Genomic DNA, 18,874 nt, shown 5'->3' on the forward strand with positions numbered 1-18,874 from the left:
CTCTGGAACCTCTATTCCACACAGTTGTTGCGTGGTTATGCCGCACCCCCGGTGCTATGATCCGGTTCGATGCGCCGCAAAGAGTACAAACTCCCCGGCGCTTGTCTGGCCGCCCGTGATCGGCCTTGCGCTCACCGCAACTGACCTGATTAGGAGAATCATCATGGCTTTCGAATTGCCGCCGCTGCCCTACGCACACGATGCCCTGCAGCCGCACATTTCCAAGGAAACCCTGGAATACCACCACGACAAGCACCACAACACCTACGTCGTGAACCTGAACAACCTGGTGCCAGGCACCGAGTTCGAAGGCAAGACCCTGGAAGAAATTGTCAAATCTTCCTCGGGCGGCATCTTCAACAACGCCGCTCAAGTCTGGAACCACACCTTCTACTGGAACTGCCTGGCGCCAAACGCCGGCGGCCAACCAACCGGCGCACTGGCTGAAGCCATCAACGCTTCGTTCGGTTCGTTCGACAAGTTCAAAGAAGAATTCAGCAAAACCTCCATCGGCACCTTCGGTTCCGGCTGGGGCTGGCTGGTGAAAAAAGCTGACGGTTCCCTGGCCCTCGCCAGCACCATCGGCGCCGGCAACCCGCTGACCAGCGGCGACACCCCGCTGCTGACCTGCGACGTCTGGGAACACGCCTACTACATCGACTACCGCAACGTTCGTCCGAAATACGTCGAAGCGTTCTGGAACCTCGTCAACTGGAAGTTCGTCGCTGAGCAATTCGAAGGCAAAACCTTCACTGCTTAAGATCGAATGACAGAAAAAAACCCGGCTCAGGTCGGGTTTTTTTATGGGTGATGGGAAATGGGATTGTGGGATTGGCGGGGGGATTGGGGGGGATTGTTGGGGCGTCATCGCGGGCAAGCCTTGCTCCCACAGGGGGATTTTGGCGTGTTCGGGGAAACCAGGTCGTCTGTCAGGACGCCTTCGCGGGCAAGCCTTGCTCCCACAGTGGATTTGGGTGTTTTCGGGAAAACCAGGTCGTCTGTCAGGACGCCTTCGCGGGCAAGCCTCGCTCCTACAAAGGCAAAATCAAACGCAGATCCGCTGTGCTTCTCACCACTCAACAGGCCGAGCGTTAGCTCGCCTGCAGCTCTTGATCTTGCCGTGTTGCCCCTTCGGCAGGCTGAGAGGAGGTGTTGATCTGGGGGTGGGCGCGAAGCGCCGTTTGGCGAAGCCGAACGCATCGAGAGGAGGTCGTAGCGAAGCAGACCGTAGGCGATGCCCCCAGATCGACACCGGAACGAAGGAACCCCGAGCCCAAGCGAGGGGCCGAACGCCGGGGCAAAGCCTTTTGGTTACTTTTTGGCGTCTGAAAAAGTCACTCGCTGTAAGAGCGAAACCGCCATCCGCCCCACCCGCAGCAACGGATATGCCCCCAACCCCCAAGAACATGGTCGGCCCAAAGGCCGCCAAGCCCCAAAGCCCAACCCAATTTCCTACACCAAAACCAGACAAATCCAGCTTGCCCCCCAGCCACACCCAACTACCATCAACCCAACGCCCAAAAAAAACCCAAAAACCGCCTCAAGTCCAACCCCAAACCACCCGACACACTACAAACAGGACAAAACCCAAACCCCGGAAAAAACCCAAACAACAGGAAAACCCCCACGGCTGAAATGTCCCTTTGACTGCCACCACGGGATTGCCAATACTCATGGCAACTTGATGCTACCCGCACGGAACAAGGAATAACCCTTTGAAGCTGGAACTCAAGAACAGCTTGTCGGTGAAGTTGCTCCGGGTCGTGCTCCTGTCGGCATTGATCGTCGGGGTAGTCTTGAGCTGCGCGCAAATCGTCTTCGATGCCTACAAAACACGCCAAGCCGTCGCCGGCGATGCCGAACGCATCCTCGACATGTTCCGCGACCCCTCGACGCAAGCCGTCTACAGCCTCGACCGCGAAATGGGCATGCAAGTCATCGAAGGCCTGTTCCAGGACGACGCCGTGCGCAAAGCCTCCATCGGCCATCCCAACGAAGCCATGCTCGCGCAAAAATCCCGCGAACTGCAGCACTCCGACAGCCGCTGGCTGACCGACTTGATCCTCGGCCAGGAACGCACCTTCACCACCCAACTGGTGGGTCGCGGCCCGTACAGCGAATATTACGGCGACCTGAGCATTACCCTCGACACTGCCACCTATGGCCAGGGTTTCATCGTCAGCTCGGTCATCATCTTCATCTCTGGCGTATTGCGCGCCCTCGCCATGGGCCTGGTGCTGTACCTGGTTTACCACTGGCTGCTGACCAAACCGCTGTCGCGGATCATCGAACACCTGACCGAAATCAATCCCGATCGCCCCAGCGAACACAAAATCCCCCTGCTCAAGGGCCACGAAAAGAACGAACTGGGCATCTGGATCAACACCGCCAACCAGTTGCTCGAATCCATCGAGCGCAACACCCATTTGCGCCACGAAGCTGAAAACAGCTTGCTGCGCATGGCCCAATACGACTTCCTCACCGGCCTGCCGAACCGCCAGCAATTGCAGCAACAACTGGACAAAATCCTCGTCGACGCCGGCAAGTTGCAACGCCGCGTTGCGGTGCTGGTGGTGGGCCTGGATGACTTCAAAGGCATCAACGAACAATTCAGCTACCAGACCGGCGACCAATTGCTGTTGGCGCTGGCTGATCGCCTGCGCGGCCACAGTGGTCGCCTCGGCGCCCTCGCCCGCCTGGGCGGCGACCAGTTTGCGCTGGTGCAGGCCGACATCGAACAACCCTACGAAGCGGCGGAACTGGCGCAAAGCATCCTCGACGATCTGGAAGCGCCGTTTGCCCTCGATCATCAGGAAATCCGCCTGCGCGCGACCATCGGCATCACTCTTTTTCCGGAGGATGGCGACAGTACCGAGAAGCTCCTGCAAAAAGCCGAGCAGACCATGACGCTGGCGAAAACCCGCTCGCGCAACCGTTATCAGTTCTACATCGCCAGCGTCGACAGCGAGATGCGCCGTCGCCGCGAACTGGAAAAAGACCTGCGCGATGCGCTGACCCGCAACCAGTTTTACCTCGTCTACCAGCCGCAGATCAGCTATCGCGACCATCGCGTGGTCGGCGTCGAAGCGTTGATTCGCTGGCAGCATCCCGAGCACGGTTTGGTGCCGCCAGACCTGTTCATCCCGCTGGCCGAACAGAACGGCACGATCATCGCCATCGGCGAATGGGTGCTCGATCAGGCCTGCAAACAGCTGCGCGACTGGCATGACCAAGGGTTCGCCGACCTGCGCATGGCGGTCAACCTGTCCACCGTGCAGTTGCACCACGCCGAGTTGCCGAGGGTGGTCAACAACCTGCTGCAGATCTATCGCCTGCCGCCGCGCAGCCTGGAACTGGAAGTCACCGAAACCGGCCTGATGGAAGACATCAGCACCGCCGCCCAGCATTTGCTCAGCCTGCGGCGCTCCGGCGCGTTGATTGCGATTGATGACTTCGGCACCGGTTACTCGTCCCTCAGCTACCTGAAAAGCCTGCCGCTGGACAAGATCAAGATCGACAAAAGCTTCGTTCAGGACCTGCTCGATGACGACGATGACGCGACCATCGTTCGCGCAATCATTCAGCTCGGCAAGAGCCTCGGCATGCAGGTGATCGCCGAGGGCGTGGAAACCGCCGAACAAGAGGCGTACATCATTTCCGAGGGCTGCCACGAAGGTCAGGGTTACCACTACAGCAAACCGCTGCCGGCGCGCGAATTGAGCGCCTACCTCAAGCAGGCCCAACGCAGCAACGCCGCGATCCTCTGACCCCCGCGGTCCCATGTAGCAGCTGGCGCAGCCTGCGTCCGGCGGCGCAGCCGTCGTAAATCCAGGCGCTGCGGTCTGCCTGACACACTAAAGTGCATGATTTCACGACGCCTTTGCCGCCGAACGCAGGCTGCGCCAGCTGCTACAGGGCCACAATCTTTTGATCTATCGCACTATCCCTCCTGAATAAGAAATATTTCCAAGCACAACCCTTTACACATAATGCGAAAGATTTGCATTATGTCGCAGCTTTGCGCGCCTCCGGGCGCCATTCCACCCCCCATCGAAGCAGGATGTTCGCCATGATTCGTATGCCTCTGGCTACCGCCAGTCTGTTGGCCATCGCTATTTCCCTCGCCGGTTGCGGCGAAGGCAAAGACAAGGCCGCCGCGCCAGCAACGCCGACCCCGGCCGCCAGCACCGCGACGCCAGCGGCACCCGCCACTGCGCCAGCCGCCGCCGGCAAAGTCGACGAAGCCGCGGCCAAAGCCGTTGTCGCGCATTACGCTGACGTCGTCTTCGCCGTTTACAGCGATGCCGAATCTACCGCGAAAACCCTGCAAACCGCCGTCGACGCTTTCCTCGCCAAGCCGGACGCCGAGACCCTGAAAGCCGCGAAGGCTGCCTGGGTTGCGGCACGTGTACCTTACCTGCAGAGCGAAGTGTTCCGCTTCGGCAACACCATCATCGACGACTGGGAAGGTCAGGTGAACGCTTGGCCACTGGACGAAGGCCTGATCGACTACGTCGACAAATCCTACGAACACGCACTGGGTAACCCGGGCGCCACGGCCAACATCATCGCCAACACTCAGGTTCAGGTTGGCGAAGACAAGATCGACGTCAAGGACATCACCCCGGAAAAACTCGCCAGCCTGAACGAGCTGGGCGGTTCCGAAGCCAACGTGGCGACCGGCTACCACGCCATCGAATTCCTGCTCTGGGGCCAAGACCTCAACGGCACCGGCCCTGGCGCGGGCAACCGTCCTGCTTCCGACTACCTGGAAGGCAAAGGCGCAACTGGCGGGCATAACGATCGTCGTCGCGCTTACCTGAAATCCGTGACCCAACTGCTGGTCAGCGACCTCGAAGAAATGGTCGGTAACTGGAAGCCGAACGTGGCTGACAACTACCGCGCCACGCTGGAAGCCGAGCCAGGCGAAAGCGGCCTGCGCAAAATGCTCTTCGGCATGGGCAGCCTGTCCCTGGGCGAACTGGCGGGCGAGCGCATGAAGGTTTCCCTGGAAGCCAACTCCCCGGAAGACGAACACGACTGCTTCAGCGACAACACGCACAACTCGCAGTTTTACGATGCCAAAGGCATTCGTAACGTCTACCTGGGCGAATACACCCGCGTTGACGGCACCAAAATGACCGGCGCCAGCCTGTCGTCGCTGGTGGCCAAGGCTGACCCAGCCGCAGACACCGCGCTGAAAGCTGACCTGGAAGCCACCGAAGCGAAGATGCAGGTCATCGTCGATCACGCCAACAAGGGTGAGCACTACGACCAACTGATCGCCGCCGGCAATACCGCTGGCAACCAGATCGTCCGCGACGCCATCGCATCGCTGGTCAAGCAGACCGGTTCGATCGAAGCCGCCGCTGGCAAACTGGGGATCAGCGACCTCAACCCGGACAACGCTGATCACGAATTCTGATCAACGCTGGCCGAGTAAAAAGGCGACCTTCGGGTCGCCTTTTTTATGTCCGCCACAAACACGATCCATTGTGGGAGCGAGGCTTGCCCGCGAAGACGGCCTAACATGCAACATCTTTAGCGACTGACACGCCGCTTTCGCGAGCAAGCTTCGCTCCCACATTGGATCGCAGTGACCGTGGTATTCGGGGAAACCTGCCCCACGTCAACCAAACGATAATTCCTCTTATTCAATCCCCCCCGCCCTGTTAGACTTTGCGACCCATATTTTGCTCGCCCGTCAGGAATTCTGATGCCGTCGCTGCCTCTTCGCTGGTGCACCCTGTTCATGGCCCTGGGCCTGAGTGCCTGCGATGACGCCCCGCGTTTCACCCAGGCCGAACCCGGTGAAGCGCGGTCCGGTGGCGGCGCGACGGTGCGCAAGACCGATCAGAATGCCTTCTCGCTGCCCTCGGCCAATCTGCCGCCCTCGCGGCGCGTGGATTTCAGCGTCGGCAACAGTTTCTTCCGCAACCCGTGGGTGATCGCCCCGTCGACCACCACGGCGCGCGATGGCCTCGGGCCGCTGTTCAACACCAACGCTTGCCAGAACTGCCACATCAAGGACGGTCGCGGGCATCCGCCGACGCCTGATGCGCCGAACGCCGTGTCGATGCTGGTGCGCCTGTCGATTCCCGATGCGCCCGCCTACGCCAAAGTCATCGAGCAACTCGGCGTGGTCCCGGAGCCGGTCTATGGCGGCCAGTTCCAGGACATGTCGGTGCCCGGCGTGGTGCCGGAAGGCAAGGTCCGCGTTGACTACACGCCGGTGCCGGTGCGCTTCAAGGACGGCAGCGAAGTCGAACTGCGCAAACCGACGCTGCAGATCAGCCAACTCGGCTACGGCCCGATGCACCCCGACACGCGCTTTTCGGCCCGCGTCGCGCCGCCGATGATCGGCCTCGGCCTGCTCGAAGCGATCCCCGACGAAGCGATCCTCGCCAATGCGCAAGCGCAGGCAAAAGACACAAACGGCATTGCCGGCCGGCCGAACCAGGTATGGGACGATACACAGCAAAAAACCGTGCTCGGACGATTTGGCTGGAAGGCCGGACAACCGAACCTCAATCAGCAAAACGTCCACGCGTTCTCTGGCGACATGGGCCTGACCACCAGCCTGCGGCCCTTCGACGATTGCACCGAGACGCAAACCGCGTGCAAACAGGCGCCCAACGGCAACGGCGCCGACGGCGAACCGGAAGTCAGCGACAACATTCTGCGATTGGTGCTGTTCTACAGCCGCAACCTCGCCGTGCCCGCTCGCCGCGAGGTCAATGCGCCGCAGGTGCTGGCCGGGAAAAACCTGTTTTTCCAGGCTGGTTGCCAGTCCTGTCACACACCGAAATACACCACCCGTGCCGACGCCGCCGAACCTGAACTGGCCAATCAAGTGATTCGCCCTTACAGCGATCTGCTGCTGCATGACATGGGCGACGGCCTGGCCGACAACCGCACCGAATTCAAGGCCAGTGGCCGCGACTGGCGTACCCCGCCGCTGTGGGGTATTGGCCTGACGCAAGCGGTCAGCGGCCACACCCAGTTTTTGCACGATGGACGCGCGCGCAATCTACTTGAAGCCGTGCTCTGGCATGGCGGCGAAGCGACGGCGGCGCAGCAACAGGTTTTAGCGTTCAATGCCGAGCAGCGCGCTGCGTTGCTGGCGTTTTTGAATTCTCTTTAAACACTTTTATAAAAGAATCGGGAGCCCGACATGTTCCGTCCCAAATTGTTGTTCACCAGCCTTGCAGCGCTCGCCCTCGGCGCCTGTTCGCCGCAAGACCCGCAAGCCGTGACCTCGGCCGCCATCGCCAAATCGGTCATTTTGCCGACCTACACGCGCTGGGTTGAAGCCGATCGCCAATTGGCCGTCAGCGCCCTCGCCTACTGCGAAGGCAAGGAAACCCTCGACACCGCGCGCAAGGATTTCCTCCACGCGCAAAAAGCCTGGGCACAGCTGCAACCGCTGCTGATCGGGCCGTTGGCGGAAGGCAATCGCGCCTGGTCGGTGCAGTTCTGGCCGGACAAGAAAAACCTCGTCGGCCGTCAGGTCGAGCAACTGGTGATCGCCCAGCCACAGATCGATGCCGCTGCGCTGGCGAAATCCAGCGTCGTCGTGCAAGGCCTGTCGGCTTACGAATACATCCTCTTCGACAGCAAGCCTGACGTTGCCAACGAAGAGCAGAAAGCCAAGTATTGCCCGCTGCTCAAAGCGATTGGCGAGCACCAGAAACTTCTCGCCGAAGAGATTCTGCAGAGCTGGAACAACACTGACGGCATGCTCGCGCAGATGAGCAAATTCCCCAATCAGCGTTACGCCGATTCCCACGAAGCCATCGCCGACCTGCTGCGCGTGCAAGTCACCGCCCTCGACAGCCTGAAGAAAAAACTCGGCACGCCGATGGGCCGCCAGAGCAAAGGCGTGCCGCAACCGTTCCAGGCCGATGCATGGCGCAGCGCGTCTTCGCTGACCGCTCTGGAAGCCAGCCTTGCCGCCGCCAAAACGGTCTGGGAAGGTGTCGACAACCAAGGCCTGCGCGGTCTGTTGCCAAGCGAACAGAAGCCGTTGGCCGACAAGATCGACGCCGCTTATGCCGCCTCCTTGAAACTGTTCGCCAGCAACCAGCGCTCGCTCAGCGAAATGCTCAACGACGATGCCGGGCGCCAGCAACTCAACGATATCTACGACAGCCTCAACGTCGTCCATCGCCTGCACGAAGGCGAACTGGCCAAGGCGCTGGGCATTCAACTGGGCTTCAACGCCAACGACGGTGACTGATGAGGACGAGTGCCATGCTGCGACGTCAGGCTCTGACTTTAGGTAGTTTGCTGCTGGGAGCAGTGACGCTGGGCGGCTGGACGCTGTTCAAACAGAAGGACAAAAGCCCGCTGCTGTTGTCGGCGCGCGACGATACCGACGGCAAGCATTACGCCGTCGGCTATCGGCTGGATGGTACGCGGGTGTTCGCCACCGAAGTCGGCCAGCGCTGCCACGACATCATCAATCACCCGACGCTGCCAATCGCGCTGTTTGTCGCGCGGCGGCCGGGCACCGAGAGTTACCTGATCGACCTGCGCGACGGCACGCTGCTGCAAACCGTCACCTCGCGGCCGAACCGGCATTTCTACGGGCACGCGGTGATTCACAAGGATGGCGAGTTTTTATACGCGACCGAGAACGACACGTCCGATCCGGGCCGTGGCTTGCTCGGTGTGTATAAGTTCGAGGGCGAGCGACTTATCCACAGCGGCGAGATTGCCACTCACGGCATCGGCCCGCATCAGGTGTCATGGATGCCTGACGGCGAAACCCTGGTGGTGGCCAACGGTGGGATTCGCACCGAGGCCGAAAGCCGCGTCGAGATGAACCTGAATGCCATGGAGCCAAGCCTGGTATTGATGCAGCGCGACGGCACGTTGCTGAGCAAGGAAACCCTCGCCCAGCAAATGAACAGCGTGCGCCACATGGGCATCGCCAGCGACGGCACGATTGTCGCCGGCCAGCAATTCATGGGGCCGTCCCATGAATCGTCGGAGCTGCTGGCGATCAAGCGTCCGGGCCAGCCGTTCGTGGCGTTCCCGGTGCCGGAACATCAGTTGCAGGCGATGGGGCATTACACCGCGAGCGTCGCGGTGCACAGCGATCTGCGGCTGGTGGCGTTGACCGCGCCGCGCGGTAACCGGTTTTTCATCTGGGACCTGGACAGCGGCGAAGTGCGCCTCGATGCGCCGCTGCCGGACTGCGCCGGGGTTGGCGCGGTGGCCGACGGTTTTGTGGTGACCTCAGGTCAGGGGCGTTGCCGCTATTACGATTGTCGTCAGGCTGAGTTGGTGGCCAAACCGCTGGACCTGCCGGCAGGGCTCTGGGACAACCATCTTCACCTGATCTGAAAACGCCCTCCTGTGCACATTGCCCCTGTGGCGAGGGGGCTTGCCCCCGTTGGAGTGCGAAGCGCTCCCCTGCATTCCTGCAGTGATCACGCATTCGCCGGTTTCACGACTGCTACGCAGCCGAACGGGGGCAAGCCCCCTCGCCACAGGGATTGGCTTCAGGCAAAGCCAGATGGCAAAAAGCAGCAGTTGGATTCACTGCCACACTCGGAGTAATGTCAGCGCCTGTCTCACCTGATTTTCTCCAAGGAAGTGGAAATATGCTGCGTCGCCGCATGCTGATCATGCTGGGGGTTGTGCTGCTGATCGTGTTGGTTCTGGGCGCTTACAAAGCGTTTTCGGTCTACACGATGATTCAGGGGTTCTCCAAACCGAAACCGCCCATCAGTGTTGCCGTGGCCACGGTCGCCGAACAGCCGTGGCAAATGCGCTTGCCCACGGTGGGCACGCTCAAGGCGTTGCAAGGGGTCAACCTCAGTCTGGAGATTGCCGGCACCGTCAAAGACCTGATGTTCGAATCCGGGCAGAAGGTCAAGGCCGGCCAGCCGCTGCTGCAACTCGACAGCGCGGTCGAAAGCGCCCTGCTCGAAACCGCCCAGGCTGACCTCGGTTTGGCCCAGCTGGATTTCGGTCGCGGCAGTCAACTGGTCGACAGCCGCGCGATCTCCAAAGGCGAGTTCGACCGGCTCTCCGCGCAATTGCAAAAGAACAAAGCCACGGTCAATCAGCTCAAGGCCTCGCTGGCGAAAAAACGCATTCTCGCGCCGTTCAGCGGCACCATCGGCATTCGCCAGGTGGACGTCGGCGACTACCTCGCCAGCGGCACCATGATCGCCACCCTGCAAGACCTCAGCAGCCTGTATGTCGACTTCTTCCTGCCCGAGCAATCGGTGCCGAAAATCGCCCTCGGCCAACCGGTGCAGGTGATCGTTTCGGCCTATCCGAGCGAAAGCTTCGCCGGGACCATCAGCGCGATCAACCCGAAAGTCGAGAACAGCACCCGCAACATCCTCGTGCGGGCCACCCTCGCCAACCCGGACGGCAAACTGTTGCCGGGTATGTTCGCCAGCCTGCAAGTGCTGCTGCCAGACCCGCAAGCGCACATCGTCGTGCCGGAAAGCGCGATCACCTACACCCTTTACGGCAATTCGCTCTACGTGGTCGGACAGAAAAAAGCCGAGGATGGCAGCGTCGAAAAAGATGATCAGGGCCAACCGATCCTGATCGCCGAACGCCGCTTCATCGAAACCGGCGAGCGCCGTGATGGCTGGGTGATGATCAACAAAGGCGTGCAGAACGGCGAACAAGTGGTCACCGCCGGCCAGCTCAAACTGGACAACGGCGCGCACATTGCAATCAGCGACGACAAGACCCTGACCGATAAGAACAGTCAGCCACGCACTGACTGATCAAGGAATCCGCATGGCTTTTACCGATCCGTTCATCCGCCGCCCGGTGCTCGCCACCGTGGTCAGCCTGCTGATTGTGCTGCTGGGCTTCCAGGCCTGGAGCAAGCTGCCGCTGCGCCAATACCCGCAAATGGAAAACGCCCTGATCACGGTGACCACGGCCTACCCCGGCGCCAACGCCGAAACTATCCAGGGCTACATCACCCAGCCGATGCAGCAGAGCCTGGCGAGCGCCGAAGGCATCGACTACATGACTTCGGTGAGTCGACAGAATTTCTCGGTGATTTCGATCTACGCGCGCATCGGCGCCAACAGCGACCGCTTGTTCACCGAGTTGCTGGCCAAGGCCAACGAGGTGAAAAACCAGCTGCCGCAAGACGCCGAAGACCCGGTGCTGAGCAAGGAAGCCGCAGATGCCTCGGCGCTGATGTACATCAGTTATTTCAGCAAGGAACTGAACAACCCGCAGATCACCGATTACCTCTCGCGGGTGATCCAGCCAAAACTGGCGACGCTGCCGGGCATGGCCGAAGCGGAAATTCTCGGCAATCAGGTGTTCGCCATGCGCCTGTGGCTCGACCCGGTAAAACTTGCCGGTTTCGGCCTGAGCGCCAGCGACGTGACCAACGCGGTGCGCCAGTACAACTTCCTCTCCGCCGCCGGCGAAGTGAAAGGCGAGTACGTGGTCACCAGCATCAACGCCAACACCGAATTGAAGTCCGCCGAGGCGTTTGCGGCGATTCCGCTGAAGGTCGACGGTGACAGCCGCGTGCTGCTCAGCGATGTCGCGCGGGTCGAAATGGGCGCCGAAAACTACAACTCCATCAGCTCGTTCGGCGGTACGCCGTCGGTCTACATCGGCATCAAGGCAACGCCCGGCGCCAACCCGCTGGACGTGATCAAGGAAGTGCGCAAGATCATGCCGGAGCTCGAAGCGCAGTTGCCGCCCAACCTGAAAAGCGAAATTGCCTACGACGCCACACTGTTTATTCAGGCCTCGATCAACGAAGTGATCAAGACCTTGTTCGAAGCGGTACTGATCGTCATCGTCGTGGTGTTCCTGTTCCTCGGCGCCCTGCGTTCGGTGGTGATTCCGGTGGTGACGATCCCGCTGTCGATGATCGGCGTGATGTTTTTCATGCAGATGATGGGCTACTCGATCAACCTGCTGACCCTGCTGGCGATGGTGTTGGCCATCGGCCTGGTGGTGGACGACGCAATTGTCGTGGTGGAGAACATTCACCGGCACATCGAGGAAGGCAAAACCCCGCTCGACGCCGCGATTGAAGGCGCGCGAGAAATCGCCATGCCGGTGATTTCGATGACCATCACCCTCGCGGCGGTGTATGCGCCGATTGGGTTCCTCACCGGCCTGACCGGCGCGTTGTTCAAGGAATTCGCGTTGACGCTGGCCGGTGCCGTGGTGATTTCCGGGATCGTTGCCCTGACGCTGTCGCCGATGATGTGCGCCCTGCTGCTGCGCCACGACGAAAACCCCAGCGGCCTGGCGCATCGCCTCGACCGGATCTTCGAAAGCCTCAAGCGCCGCTATCAAAGCATGCTCCACGGCACGCTCAACACGCGGCCGGTGGTGTTGGTGTTCGCAGTGATCGTGCTGTGCCTGATTCCGGTTTTCCTCAAGTTCACCAAAACCGAACTGGCGCCGGACGAGGATCAGGGCATCATTTTCATGATGGCCACCGCCCCGCAGCCGACCAACCTTGATTACCTGAATGCCTACACCGACGAGTTCATCGAGAACTTCAAGCAATTCCCGGAGTACTACTCGTCGTTCCAGATCAATGGCTACAACGGTGTGCAATCCGGGATTGGCGGTTTCCTGCTGAAACCGTGGAACGAGCGCGACCGCACGCAAATGCAGATCCTGCCCGAGGTGCAAAGCAAACTCGAAGGCATTCCGGGCCTGCAGATATTCGGTTTCAACCTGCCGTCACTGCCGGGCACTGGCGAAGGCTTGCCGTTCGAGTTCGTGATCAACACGGCCAACGATTACCAGTTGTTGCTGCAAGTGGCGGATCGGATCAAAAAACGCGCTGCCGAGTCGGGCAAGTTTGCTTTCGTCGACCTCGACCTGGCGTTCGACAAACCGGAAGTGGTGGTTGATATCGACCGCGCGAAAGCCGCCCAAATGGGTGTGTCGATGCAGGATCTGGGTGGCACGCTGGCGACCCTGCTGGGCGAGGCGGAAATCAACCGATTCACCATCGAGGGCCGCAGCTACAAAGTGATCGCCCAGGTCGAGCGGGCCTTCCGCGACAACCCGGACTGGCTCAACAACTACTACGTGAAAAACACGCAGGGCGAATTGCTGCCCTTGTCGACTCTGATCACCGTGACTGATCGCGCACGACCGAGGGAGCTCAAGCAATTCCAGCAACTCAATGCGGCCAAGCTGTCGGGGTTTCCGCTGGTGAGCATGGGCGAGGCCATCGAGACCGTGTTGCAAATCGCCCGCGAAGAAGCGCCGGCCGGGTTTGCCTTCGATTACGGCGGCGCGTCGCGGCAATTCGTCCAGGAAGGAAGCGCGTTGTGGGTGACGTTTGCCTTGGCGCTGGCGATTATTTTTCTGGTACTGGCGGCGCAGTTTGAAAGCTTCCGCGACCCGCTGGTGATTCTGGTGACCGTGCCGCTGTCGATTTGCGGGGCGTTGATTCCGCTGTTCCTCGGTTGGTCGAGCATGAACATTTACACCCAGGTCGGGCTGGTGACGCTGATCGGTTTGATCAGCAAGCACGGGATTCTGATCGTCGAGTTCGCCAACAAACTGCGCAAGGAAAAGGGCCTGAGCCCGCGTGACGCGGTGGAGGAAGCGGCGGCGATTCGCCTGCGGCCAGTGTTGATGACCACGGCGGCGATGGTGTTCGGCATGGTGCCGCTGATTCTGGCCAGCGGCGCGGGCGCGGTCAGCCGGTTTGATATCGGTACGGTGATCGCCACGGGAATGTCGATCGGCACGCTGTTTACCCTGTTCGTGTTGCCGTGCGTGTACACGCTGCTGGCCAAACCCGATAAACCCTGACCTTACATAATCTCTGTAGGAGCAAGGCTTGCCCGCGATTGAGGCGCCTCGGTGTGTCAGTTACACCGCGTTATCGTTCATCGCGGGCAAGCCTTGCTCCCACAGAAGGCAAAAAAACAGTAGGCAAAAAAACAGAAGGCAAAAAAAAGCCCCGCATCTGCGAGGCTTTTTATTTTGGCTTCAATCTGTTCAATGCTACGGCCTCAATCCTTGGGAAAGACCGAACATGAACAGCAACAAGTCATGATCAGGTTGTGTCGCCACGGATGCCTTGGCAATCCGTGGCAACGGGCAGTGAGCGCCATCGCTCACTGCACTGAGGACTTGAGTGCGCGGCTGCTCCCAGGCAGCCATCGCCAATGAAGCAACTGCCAAGGCACCTATGAGAAACACACCTCGTGCAATTTCGAGTTTCATCGCTATAAACCCTTGATAGCGCTGCCAAACGCCGTCTCGTAAAAGTAGACGAGTTTGCGCCAGTCCGCGTCGCTGAACGACGAGTGGCGACGTAATTGCTTCATGTCGTGCGAAGCTGCGCGGTAGGCGGTCAGGCGTTGACGGCACTTCTCCAGATCGATCAGCGCCACTTCCGCCGTCGCGGCCTCACCTTCGCCGGTTACTCGCACAAAGGCGTGTTTGATATAGATGCAACTGTGCTGCCACCGACCTTTGTGCATGCGGGCGAGGTTCTCGGCCAGATCCTTGAGCACACGCTCCCAGACCACTTGACCGTGGCGCTCGACACCACCACCGGCGCGCCAATGTTCGATTTCCTGAAAACCGTCTAGCGACTTCGTCACCAGCAGCGCACGCCATTTGTGCACCGGGTCACGTTGCGCGCCGCAGAAGACCATTTCCGGAACCCGCACACCCAATGCCGAAACGCCATTAAGCGCATCACGTTCGCGCAACACGGTCGGGCGGCCGAACGGGTGCAGCCAACTGCGATAGATATGGCCGGTCTGGCGCTTGGCATACAGCAGTTGTCCATCGCTGCCCACGACCCGCTGCACGCCACTCTCGCCACCGCGTCGAACGTTGGGTTCTTCTACCCATTCGCCGCGCTGATTCCAGAAATAGTCGAAGCGATCCTGAGGAGCAACTTCCGTTTCTGCCGCATATTGCACTGCCATCCTGCTACCTCTTGCGTAATACGTAAACTCGCCACATGGCATAAAGCGGTATGAAATCCAATTGTTCCTGAATGCGGAAACCAGCCTGCTCGAACTCTTTCTCGACCGTAGCGGCCGGTAACACAAAGCGATTTTGGTAACCTTCCTGCCCGCGTTTTTCTTCCGCGCGCTTGCGTTTCCAGGCTTTGAAATTGCCGTCCACCCACAGCGAAATGATCACGCTGTCACGGGTGACACGCTCGAACTCGCGCAAAATCGCCAGTCGGTGCTCGGCTTCGCCAACGTGATGGAGCAAACGCATGCAGAAAATGTTGTCGACGGCGTTATCCGGCAAGGCAATGTCGAATGCAGAAGTGTGCAAGGGTTGTACCCGTTTCACTACGTCGGCAGGTTGCGCCTGCGTCGCGATCTTCAGCATCGACTCGGAGTTGTCGGCCCCGATGATTACACGGTTGTGTTTCTCGGCCAGTAACGGCCAGAAACGCCCCGCTCCGCTCGGCAAATCAAGCACCAGTCCAGGATCGCCGGCCAAGGCCAGCGCCTTGCGGGCCAATTGTTCATCCCGCCAATGGGACAAGCGACGACCGATCCCGTTCTGGTGTTTGCGCAGATATTTCTGCGCGTGCTGATCGTCGTACTTCTCGGAAAAATCCAGTTTGATCGGCGTAGTCATCATCAAAATCTCCTGAACTGCTGATGGCGACCACCTTAGGTAGCGCCGTGTCAGCGTCAGGTCATGACTTTGTGAAAACTTCGTTGAGCAAAACACTGAAGTATTTCAGGGTTTTACAAACGTTGACTAGTAGCAATCGTCTTTATGAAGAAGATTTCAGGTTCTAGGCCTTTTACTTCGCGGTTTGAGTCAGTTCAACTTCGAAGCGGCAACCGTTGGGCTCCATGGTCGTCAGGCTGACCGTCCAGCCCTGGTTCTCACAGATCCGCTGCACTAGCGACAAGCCCAGCCCGAGGCCTTCGCCGCGCTTTTCGCTGCCGCGCACAAACGGTTCGAACATCGCTTCGCGCTTCTCTTCGGGAATGCCGACGCCGCTGTCCTCGACCATGAAGCCTGTTTCGGTCAGGGCCAGACGAATGAAGCCGGTTTCGGTGTAGTGCAGCGCGTTGCGCAACAGGTTACCCATCACCGCGTTCAACAACGTTGCGTTGTAGCGCGCGTCCGGCGGATTGCCCGGCTCGAAATTGAGGATCAGGCCTTTCGATTCGATCGGATCGCGCCACAGGCACAGCAAGCTGTCGGCGACCTGGGTCACGGTTTGCTGCGGCGATGCGCTGGAGTCTTCACGTTGCGCGCGGGCAAGCGTGAGGAAGGTTTGCACCAGTTCGCGCATTTCTTCACAGGCGCGAGCGATGCGCTCGACCTGATTGCGCCCGCGCTGGTCGATGCCGGGGTTTTCCAGCAGCAGTTCGCAGGAGCTGGCGAGGACCATCAACGGCGTACGCAATTCGTGGCTGACGTCGCTGGTAAACAACCGCTCGCGGGTCAATGCCTGACGCAGACGCCCGAGGGTGGCGTCGAACGCTACGGCCAGCTCACCGACTTCATCGGCGGCATAATCCGGGGCCAGCGGCGGCGCCAATCCGAGCAACTGGTCGCGATGGCGCACTTGCCGCGCCAGCCGCACCACCGGCGCCATGACCTTGCGCGCGAGGATCCAGCCGAGGAACACCGCCAGCGCCAGGCTCAGTACAAAACCGACCAGCACCACGGCAAACAGCACGCGTTCACGTTCTTCGAAATCGCTTTGATCCTGCAACAGCACATAACGCCGGCCGTCGACCACTTCGACCATCGCGTGATACGACAATTGTTCGCGAAACACTTCGTGGAAACCCGGCTCGAGGTGGCGCAGGTCTTTGGGCAACTCGAAGTCGCCCGGGCCGCCGCTGAAGTAGAACAACTGGTCCGGTTCCGGACGATGGCTCCAGTCCGAGACGCTGTCCATCAGCAACAGGCGCTGCAAATCGCCGCCAAGACCGGCAGAAATCAGCTTCTCTTCGACCAGGTGCACGGTGGCGACGATGCCCATGGCGAACGCCCCGGCAACCAATGCGCTCATCAGCGCGAAGGCAATGATGATCCGTTGGGCAAGGCTCTGCTTAAACTCCATCTCGGCCCTCGGCCAAGCGGTAACCCACGCCGTGCACGGTTTGCAGCAGCGGTTTGGCGAACGGTTTGTCGATCACCTGGCGCAATTGGTGAACGTGGCTGCGCAGGCTGTCACTGTCCGGGCAATCGTCGCCCCACAGCGCTTCTTCGAGGATTTCGCGGCGCAATACGTGAGGGCTTTTCTGCATCAGCACGGCGAGCAACTTCAGGCCGACCGGGTTGAGTTTGAGCAAACGGCCTTCGCGGGTGACTTCGAGAGTGTCGAGGTCGTAGCTCAGATCGCCGACCTGCAACGCGCGACGCCCGCCGCCCTGGGCTCGGCGCATCACCGCTTCGATGCGCGCGGCAAGTTCGGACAATGCGAACGGTTTGATCAGGTAATCGTCGGCGCCGGATTTGAAGCCTTGCAGGCGGTCGTCGAGCTGATCGCGCGCGGTGAGCATGATCACCGGCGTGTCGCGCCGCGCATCTTCGCGCAGGCGTTTGCACAAGGTGTAGCCGTCGATGCCGGGCAGCATGATGTCGAGCACGATCAAGTCGTAATGCTCGGTGGCCGCCAGGTGCAGCCCCGACAAGCCGTCCTGCGCACAATCCACGGTGTAACCCTTAAGCCCCAGATAATCCGCCAGATTGGCGAGGATATCGCGGTTGTCTTCAACCAATAAAATTCGCATGGGCACTCCTCCGCACACAGTAACGGCCGTCTTCGGCTCGCGCAGCTTACGGCCAAGTGTGGCTCACGGCTAGGCCTGAGTGCAGGGGATATTTGATCAACGTGGCACGTCCGGTTTTAACGAGTTTTTCACTCGCCATTCACGGCGCCGCGACAGTTGCGAGCCCAAACTCCGCGCGGCTGACCTCCCCAGAACCTGCCCGACGATCAAGGAATTGCCATGGTTTCGACCCCTGCCCGCCCCGCCTCGCGCCCGCTGAATTTCTGGGTATGCCTTGGGGTTCCCGCCGTTGCGGCGATGATTCTGGTGTTGCTGGAACTGACGGATCTGGACATGGCGCTGGCCCGGCTGTTTTACGATCCGCTGGCCGGGGATTTTATTGGTCGGCACAGTTATTTTCTCGAAGACATCCTGCATGACCGGGCCAAGCAGGTGGTGATCGGGTTTTCGTTGTTTGCGGTGATCGGCTTTGTCGGTGCATTTTTTGTTCAGCGGCTCAAGCCGTTCAAGCGCGAATTGGGCTGTTTGGTGTTGTCGCTGGGCTTGGCCACTTCGTTTGTCACTCCGGTGAAAGTGGTGACGGCGGTGCAGTGCCCGTGGAGCCTTGAGCAGTTTGGCGGGCACGAACAGTACAGCGAACTGCTGAGCCCGCGTCCGCCCACCGACAAGCCGGGCCGTTGCTGGCCGGGCGGGCATGCGGCGACCGGTTTCACCTTGTTTGCGTTGTTTTTTGTATTGCGCGATCGGCGGCCACGATTGGCAAGGAATGCGTTTATCTTCGCGTTCGCGCTGGGCTCGGTGTTCTCGATCAGCCGCATGATGCAAGGCGCACACTTCTTCTCGCACAACGTGTGGACCGCAATCTTCTGCTGGTTGATATGCCTGGGGTCGTATTACTACATCCTCTATCGACCGGCTTCCAGGGATGAGCGGTTGGGAAATGTACAAACGGCCAACGCCTGAGGTGTAGCTCCAGAATTGGCGGATCACCACGATCCCTGTAGGAGCAAGGCTTGCCCGCGAAGGGGCCGGCACGTCCAACATCAATGTCGGCTGGAAGACCGCTTTCGCGGGCAAGCCTTGCTCCCACAGGATTGGCATCGATCACGGAATTTGTGGCTGGCCACGTTCCTACAGGTGAT

14 protein-coding genes are annotated in these 18,874 nt (G+C 60.1%); 9 read left to right on the forward strand and 5 right to left on the reverse strand.

The window, feature by feature from the left end; all coding sequences use genetic code 11:
- The first annotated feature begins 163 nt into the window (after nucleotides 1–163).
- The 8 genes from FBY12_RS21500 to FBY12_RS21540 all read left to right on the forward strand — a co-directional run bounded on the left by FBY12_RS21500 (nucleotide 164) and on the right by FBY12_RS21540 (nucleotide 13,800).
- The gene (locus FBY12_RS21500; RefSeq protein ID WP_092278687.1) at nucleotides 164–760 is read left to right on the forward strand and encodes a superoxide dismutase; all 597 of its coding nucleotides are present in this window, start codon (nucleotides 164–166) and stop codon (nucleotides 758–760) included.
- 955 nt (nucleotides 761–1,715) lie between these two features.
- Nucleotides 1,716–3,767 (forward strand): bifunctional diguanylate cyclase/phosphodiesterase, encoded by a 2,052-nt coding sequence (locus FBY12_RS21510; protein ID WP_092278685.1) that lies wholly within the window; start codon nucleotides 1,716–1,718, stop codon nucleotides 3,765–3,767.
- Nucleotides 3,768–4,069: 302 nt separating this feature from the next.
- Nucleotides 4,070–5,425: an imelysin family protein gene (locus FBY12_RS21515; RefSeq protein ID WP_092278683.1), complete on the forward strand. Its 1,356-nt coding sequence runs from the start codon at nucleotides 4,070–4,072 to the stop codon at nucleotides 5,423–5,425.
- Between the two features lie 291 nt (nucleotides 5,426–5,716).
- Nucleotides 5,717–7,144 (forward strand): di-heme oxidoredictase family protein, encoded by a 1,428-nt coding sequence (locus FBY12_RS21520; RefSeq protein ID WP_145255741.1) that lies wholly within the window; start codon nucleotides 5,717–5,719, stop codon nucleotides 7,142–7,144.
- 30 nt (nucleotides 7,145–7,174) lie between these two features.
- Nucleotides 7,175–8,239: an imelysin family protein gene (locus tag FBY12_RS21525; protein ID WP_145255744.1), complete on the forward strand. Its 1,065-nt coding sequence runs from the start codon at nucleotides 7,175–7,177 to the stop codon at nucleotides 8,237–8,239.
- Between the two features lie 14 nt (nucleotides 8,240–8,253).
- The gene (locus FBY12_RS21530) at nucleotides 8,254–9,351 is read left to right on the forward strand and encodes a DUF1513 domain-containing protein (protein ID WP_121733893.1); all 1,098 of its coding nucleotides are present in this window, start codon (nucleotides 8,254–8,256) and stop codon (nucleotides 9,349–9,351) included.
- A gap of 260 nt (nucleotides 9,352–9,611) precedes the next feature.
- Entirely contained in the window at nucleotides 9,612–10,760 is a 1,149-nt protein-coding gene (locus FBY12_RS21535; RefSeq protein ID WP_145255747.1) for an efflux RND transporter periplasmic adaptor subunit, read from the forward strand.
- Nucleotides 10,761–10,773: 13 nt separating this feature from the next.
- Complete coding sequence (locus tag FBY12_RS21540; RefSeq protein ID WP_145255750.1) at nucleotides 10,774–13,800, forward strand: multidrug efflux RND transporter permease subunit; 3,027 nt, start codon at nucleotides 10,774–10,776, stop codon at nucleotides 13,798–13,800.
- 195 nt (nucleotides 13,801–13,995) lie between these two features.
- Here the strand turns inward: FBY12_RS21540 and FBY12_RS21545 are convergent, their stop codons facing one another.
- The 5 genes from FBY12_RS21545 to colR all read right to left on the reverse strand — a co-directional run bounded on the left by FBY12_RS21545 (nucleotide 13,996) and on the right by colR (nucleotide 17,732).
- On the reverse strand, nucleotides 13,996–14,217 hold the full coding sequence (locus tag FBY12_RS21545; RefSeq protein WP_092278671.1) for a hypothetical protein: 222 nt from the start codon (nucleotides 14,215–14,217) through the stop codon (nucleotides 13,996–13,998).
- 2 nt (nucleotides 14,218–14,219) lie between these two features.
- Nucleotides 14,220–14,933 carry a lipopolysaccharide kinase InaA family protein gene (locus FBY12_RS21550; protein ID WP_121733896.1) on the reverse strand — a complete coding sequence of 238 codons (714 nt, stop codon included), beginning with the start codon at nucleotides 14,931–14,933 and terminating at the stop codon, nucleotides 14,220–14,222.
- A gap of 4 nt (nucleotides 14,934–14,937) precedes the next feature.
- On the reverse strand, nucleotides 14,938–15,606 hold the full coding sequence (locus FBY12_RS21555) for a class I SAM-dependent methyltransferase (protein ID WP_121733942.1): 669 nt from the start codon (nucleotides 15,604–15,606) through the stop codon (nucleotides 14,938–14,940).
- A 172-nt stretch (nucleotides 15,607–15,778) separates the two neighbouring features.
- Nucleotides 15,779–17,059: a HAMP domain-containing sensor histidine kinase gene (locus FBY12_RS21560; RefSeq protein WP_145255753.1), complete on the reverse strand. Its 1,281-nt coding sequence runs from the start codon at nucleotides 17,057–17,059 to the stop codon at nucleotides 15,779–15,781.
- Complete coding sequence (gene colR / locus FBY12_RS21565; RefSeq protein ID WP_054045155.1) at nucleotides 17,049–17,732, reverse strand: two-component system response regulator ColR; 684 nt, start codon at nucleotides 17,730–17,732, stop codon at nucleotides 17,049–17,051. The genes FBY12_RS21560 and colR overlap by 11 nt, the downstream gene beginning before the upstream one ends.
- A gap of 219 nt (nucleotides 17,733–17,951) precedes the next feature.
- Between colR and FBY12_RS21570 the strand changes: the two genes are divergently transcribed.
- Entirely contained in the window at nucleotides 17,952–18,695 is a 744-nt protein-coding gene (locus FBY12_RS21570; protein WP_145255756.1) for a phosphatase PAP2 family protein, read from the forward strand.
- Nucleotides 18,696–18,874: the final 179 nt, after the last annotated feature.

The sequence above is a fragment of the Pseudomonas sp. SJZ131 genome (assembly GCF_007828705.1).
Taxonomy (GTDB): Bacteria; Pseudomonadota; Gammaproteobacteria; order Pseudomonadales; family Pseudomonadaceae; genus Aquipseudomonas; species Aquipseudomonas prosekii.

What these genes read in the sequence shown, in the direction of transcription:
- FBY12_RS21500 (WP_092278687.1), top strand. Translation starts at nt 164, where the DNA reads ATGGCTTTCGAATTGCCGCCGCTGCCCTACGCACACGATGCCCTGCAG.
- FBY12_RS21515 (WP_092278683.1), top strand. Translation starts at nt 4,070, where the DNA reads ATGATTCGTATGCCTCTGGCTACCGCCAGTCTGTTGGCCATCGCTATT.
- FBY12_RS21520 (WP_145255741.1), top strand. Translation starts at nt 5,717, where the DNA reads ATGCCGTCGCTGCCTCTTCGCTGGTGCACCCTGTTCATGGCCCTGGGC.
- FBY12_RS21525 (WP_145255744.1), top strand. Translation starts at nt 7,175, where the DNA reads ATGTTCCGTCCCAAATTGTTGTTCACCAGCCTTGCAGCGCTCGCCCTC.
- FBY12_RS21530 (WP_121733893.1), top strand. Translation starts at nt 8,254, where the DNA reads ATGCTGCGACGTCAGGCTCTGACTTTAGGTAGTTTGCTGCTGGGAGCA.
- FBY12_RS21535 (WP_145255747.1), top strand. Translation starts at nt 9,612, where the DNA reads ATGCTGCGTCGCCGCATGCTGATCATGCTGGGGGTTGTGCTGCTGATC.
- FBY12_RS21540 (WP_145255750.1), top strand. Translation starts at nt 10,774, where the DNA reads ATGGCTTTTACCGATCCGTTCATCCGCCGCCCGGTGCTCGCCACCGTG.
- FBY12_RS21545 (WP_092278671.1), bottom strand. Translation starts at nt 14,217, where the DNA reads ATGAAACTCGAAATTGCACGAGGTGTGTTTCTCATAGGTGCCTTGGCA.
- FBY12_RS21550 (WP_121733896.1), bottom strand. Translation starts at nt 14,933, where the DNA reads ATGGCAGTGCAATATGCGGCAGAAACGGAAGTTGCTCCTCAGGATCGC.
- FBY12_RS21555 (WP_121733942.1), bottom strand. Translation starts at nt 15,606, where the DNA reads ATGACTACGCCGATCAAACTGGATTTTTCCGAGAAGTACGACGATCAG.
- FBY12_RS21560 (WP_145255753.1), bottom strand. Translation starts at nt 17,059, where the DNA reads ATGGAGTTTAAGCAGAGCCTTGCCCAACGGATCATCATTGCCTTCGCG.
- colR (WP_054045155.1), bottom strand. Translation starts at nt 17,732, where the DNA reads ATGCGAATTTTATTGGTTGAAGACAACCGCGATATCCTCGCCAATCTG.
- FBY12_RS21570 (WP_145255756.1), top strand. Translation starts at nt 17,952, where the DNA reads ATGGTTTCGACCCCTGCCCGCCCCGCCTCGCGCCCGCTGAATTTCTGG.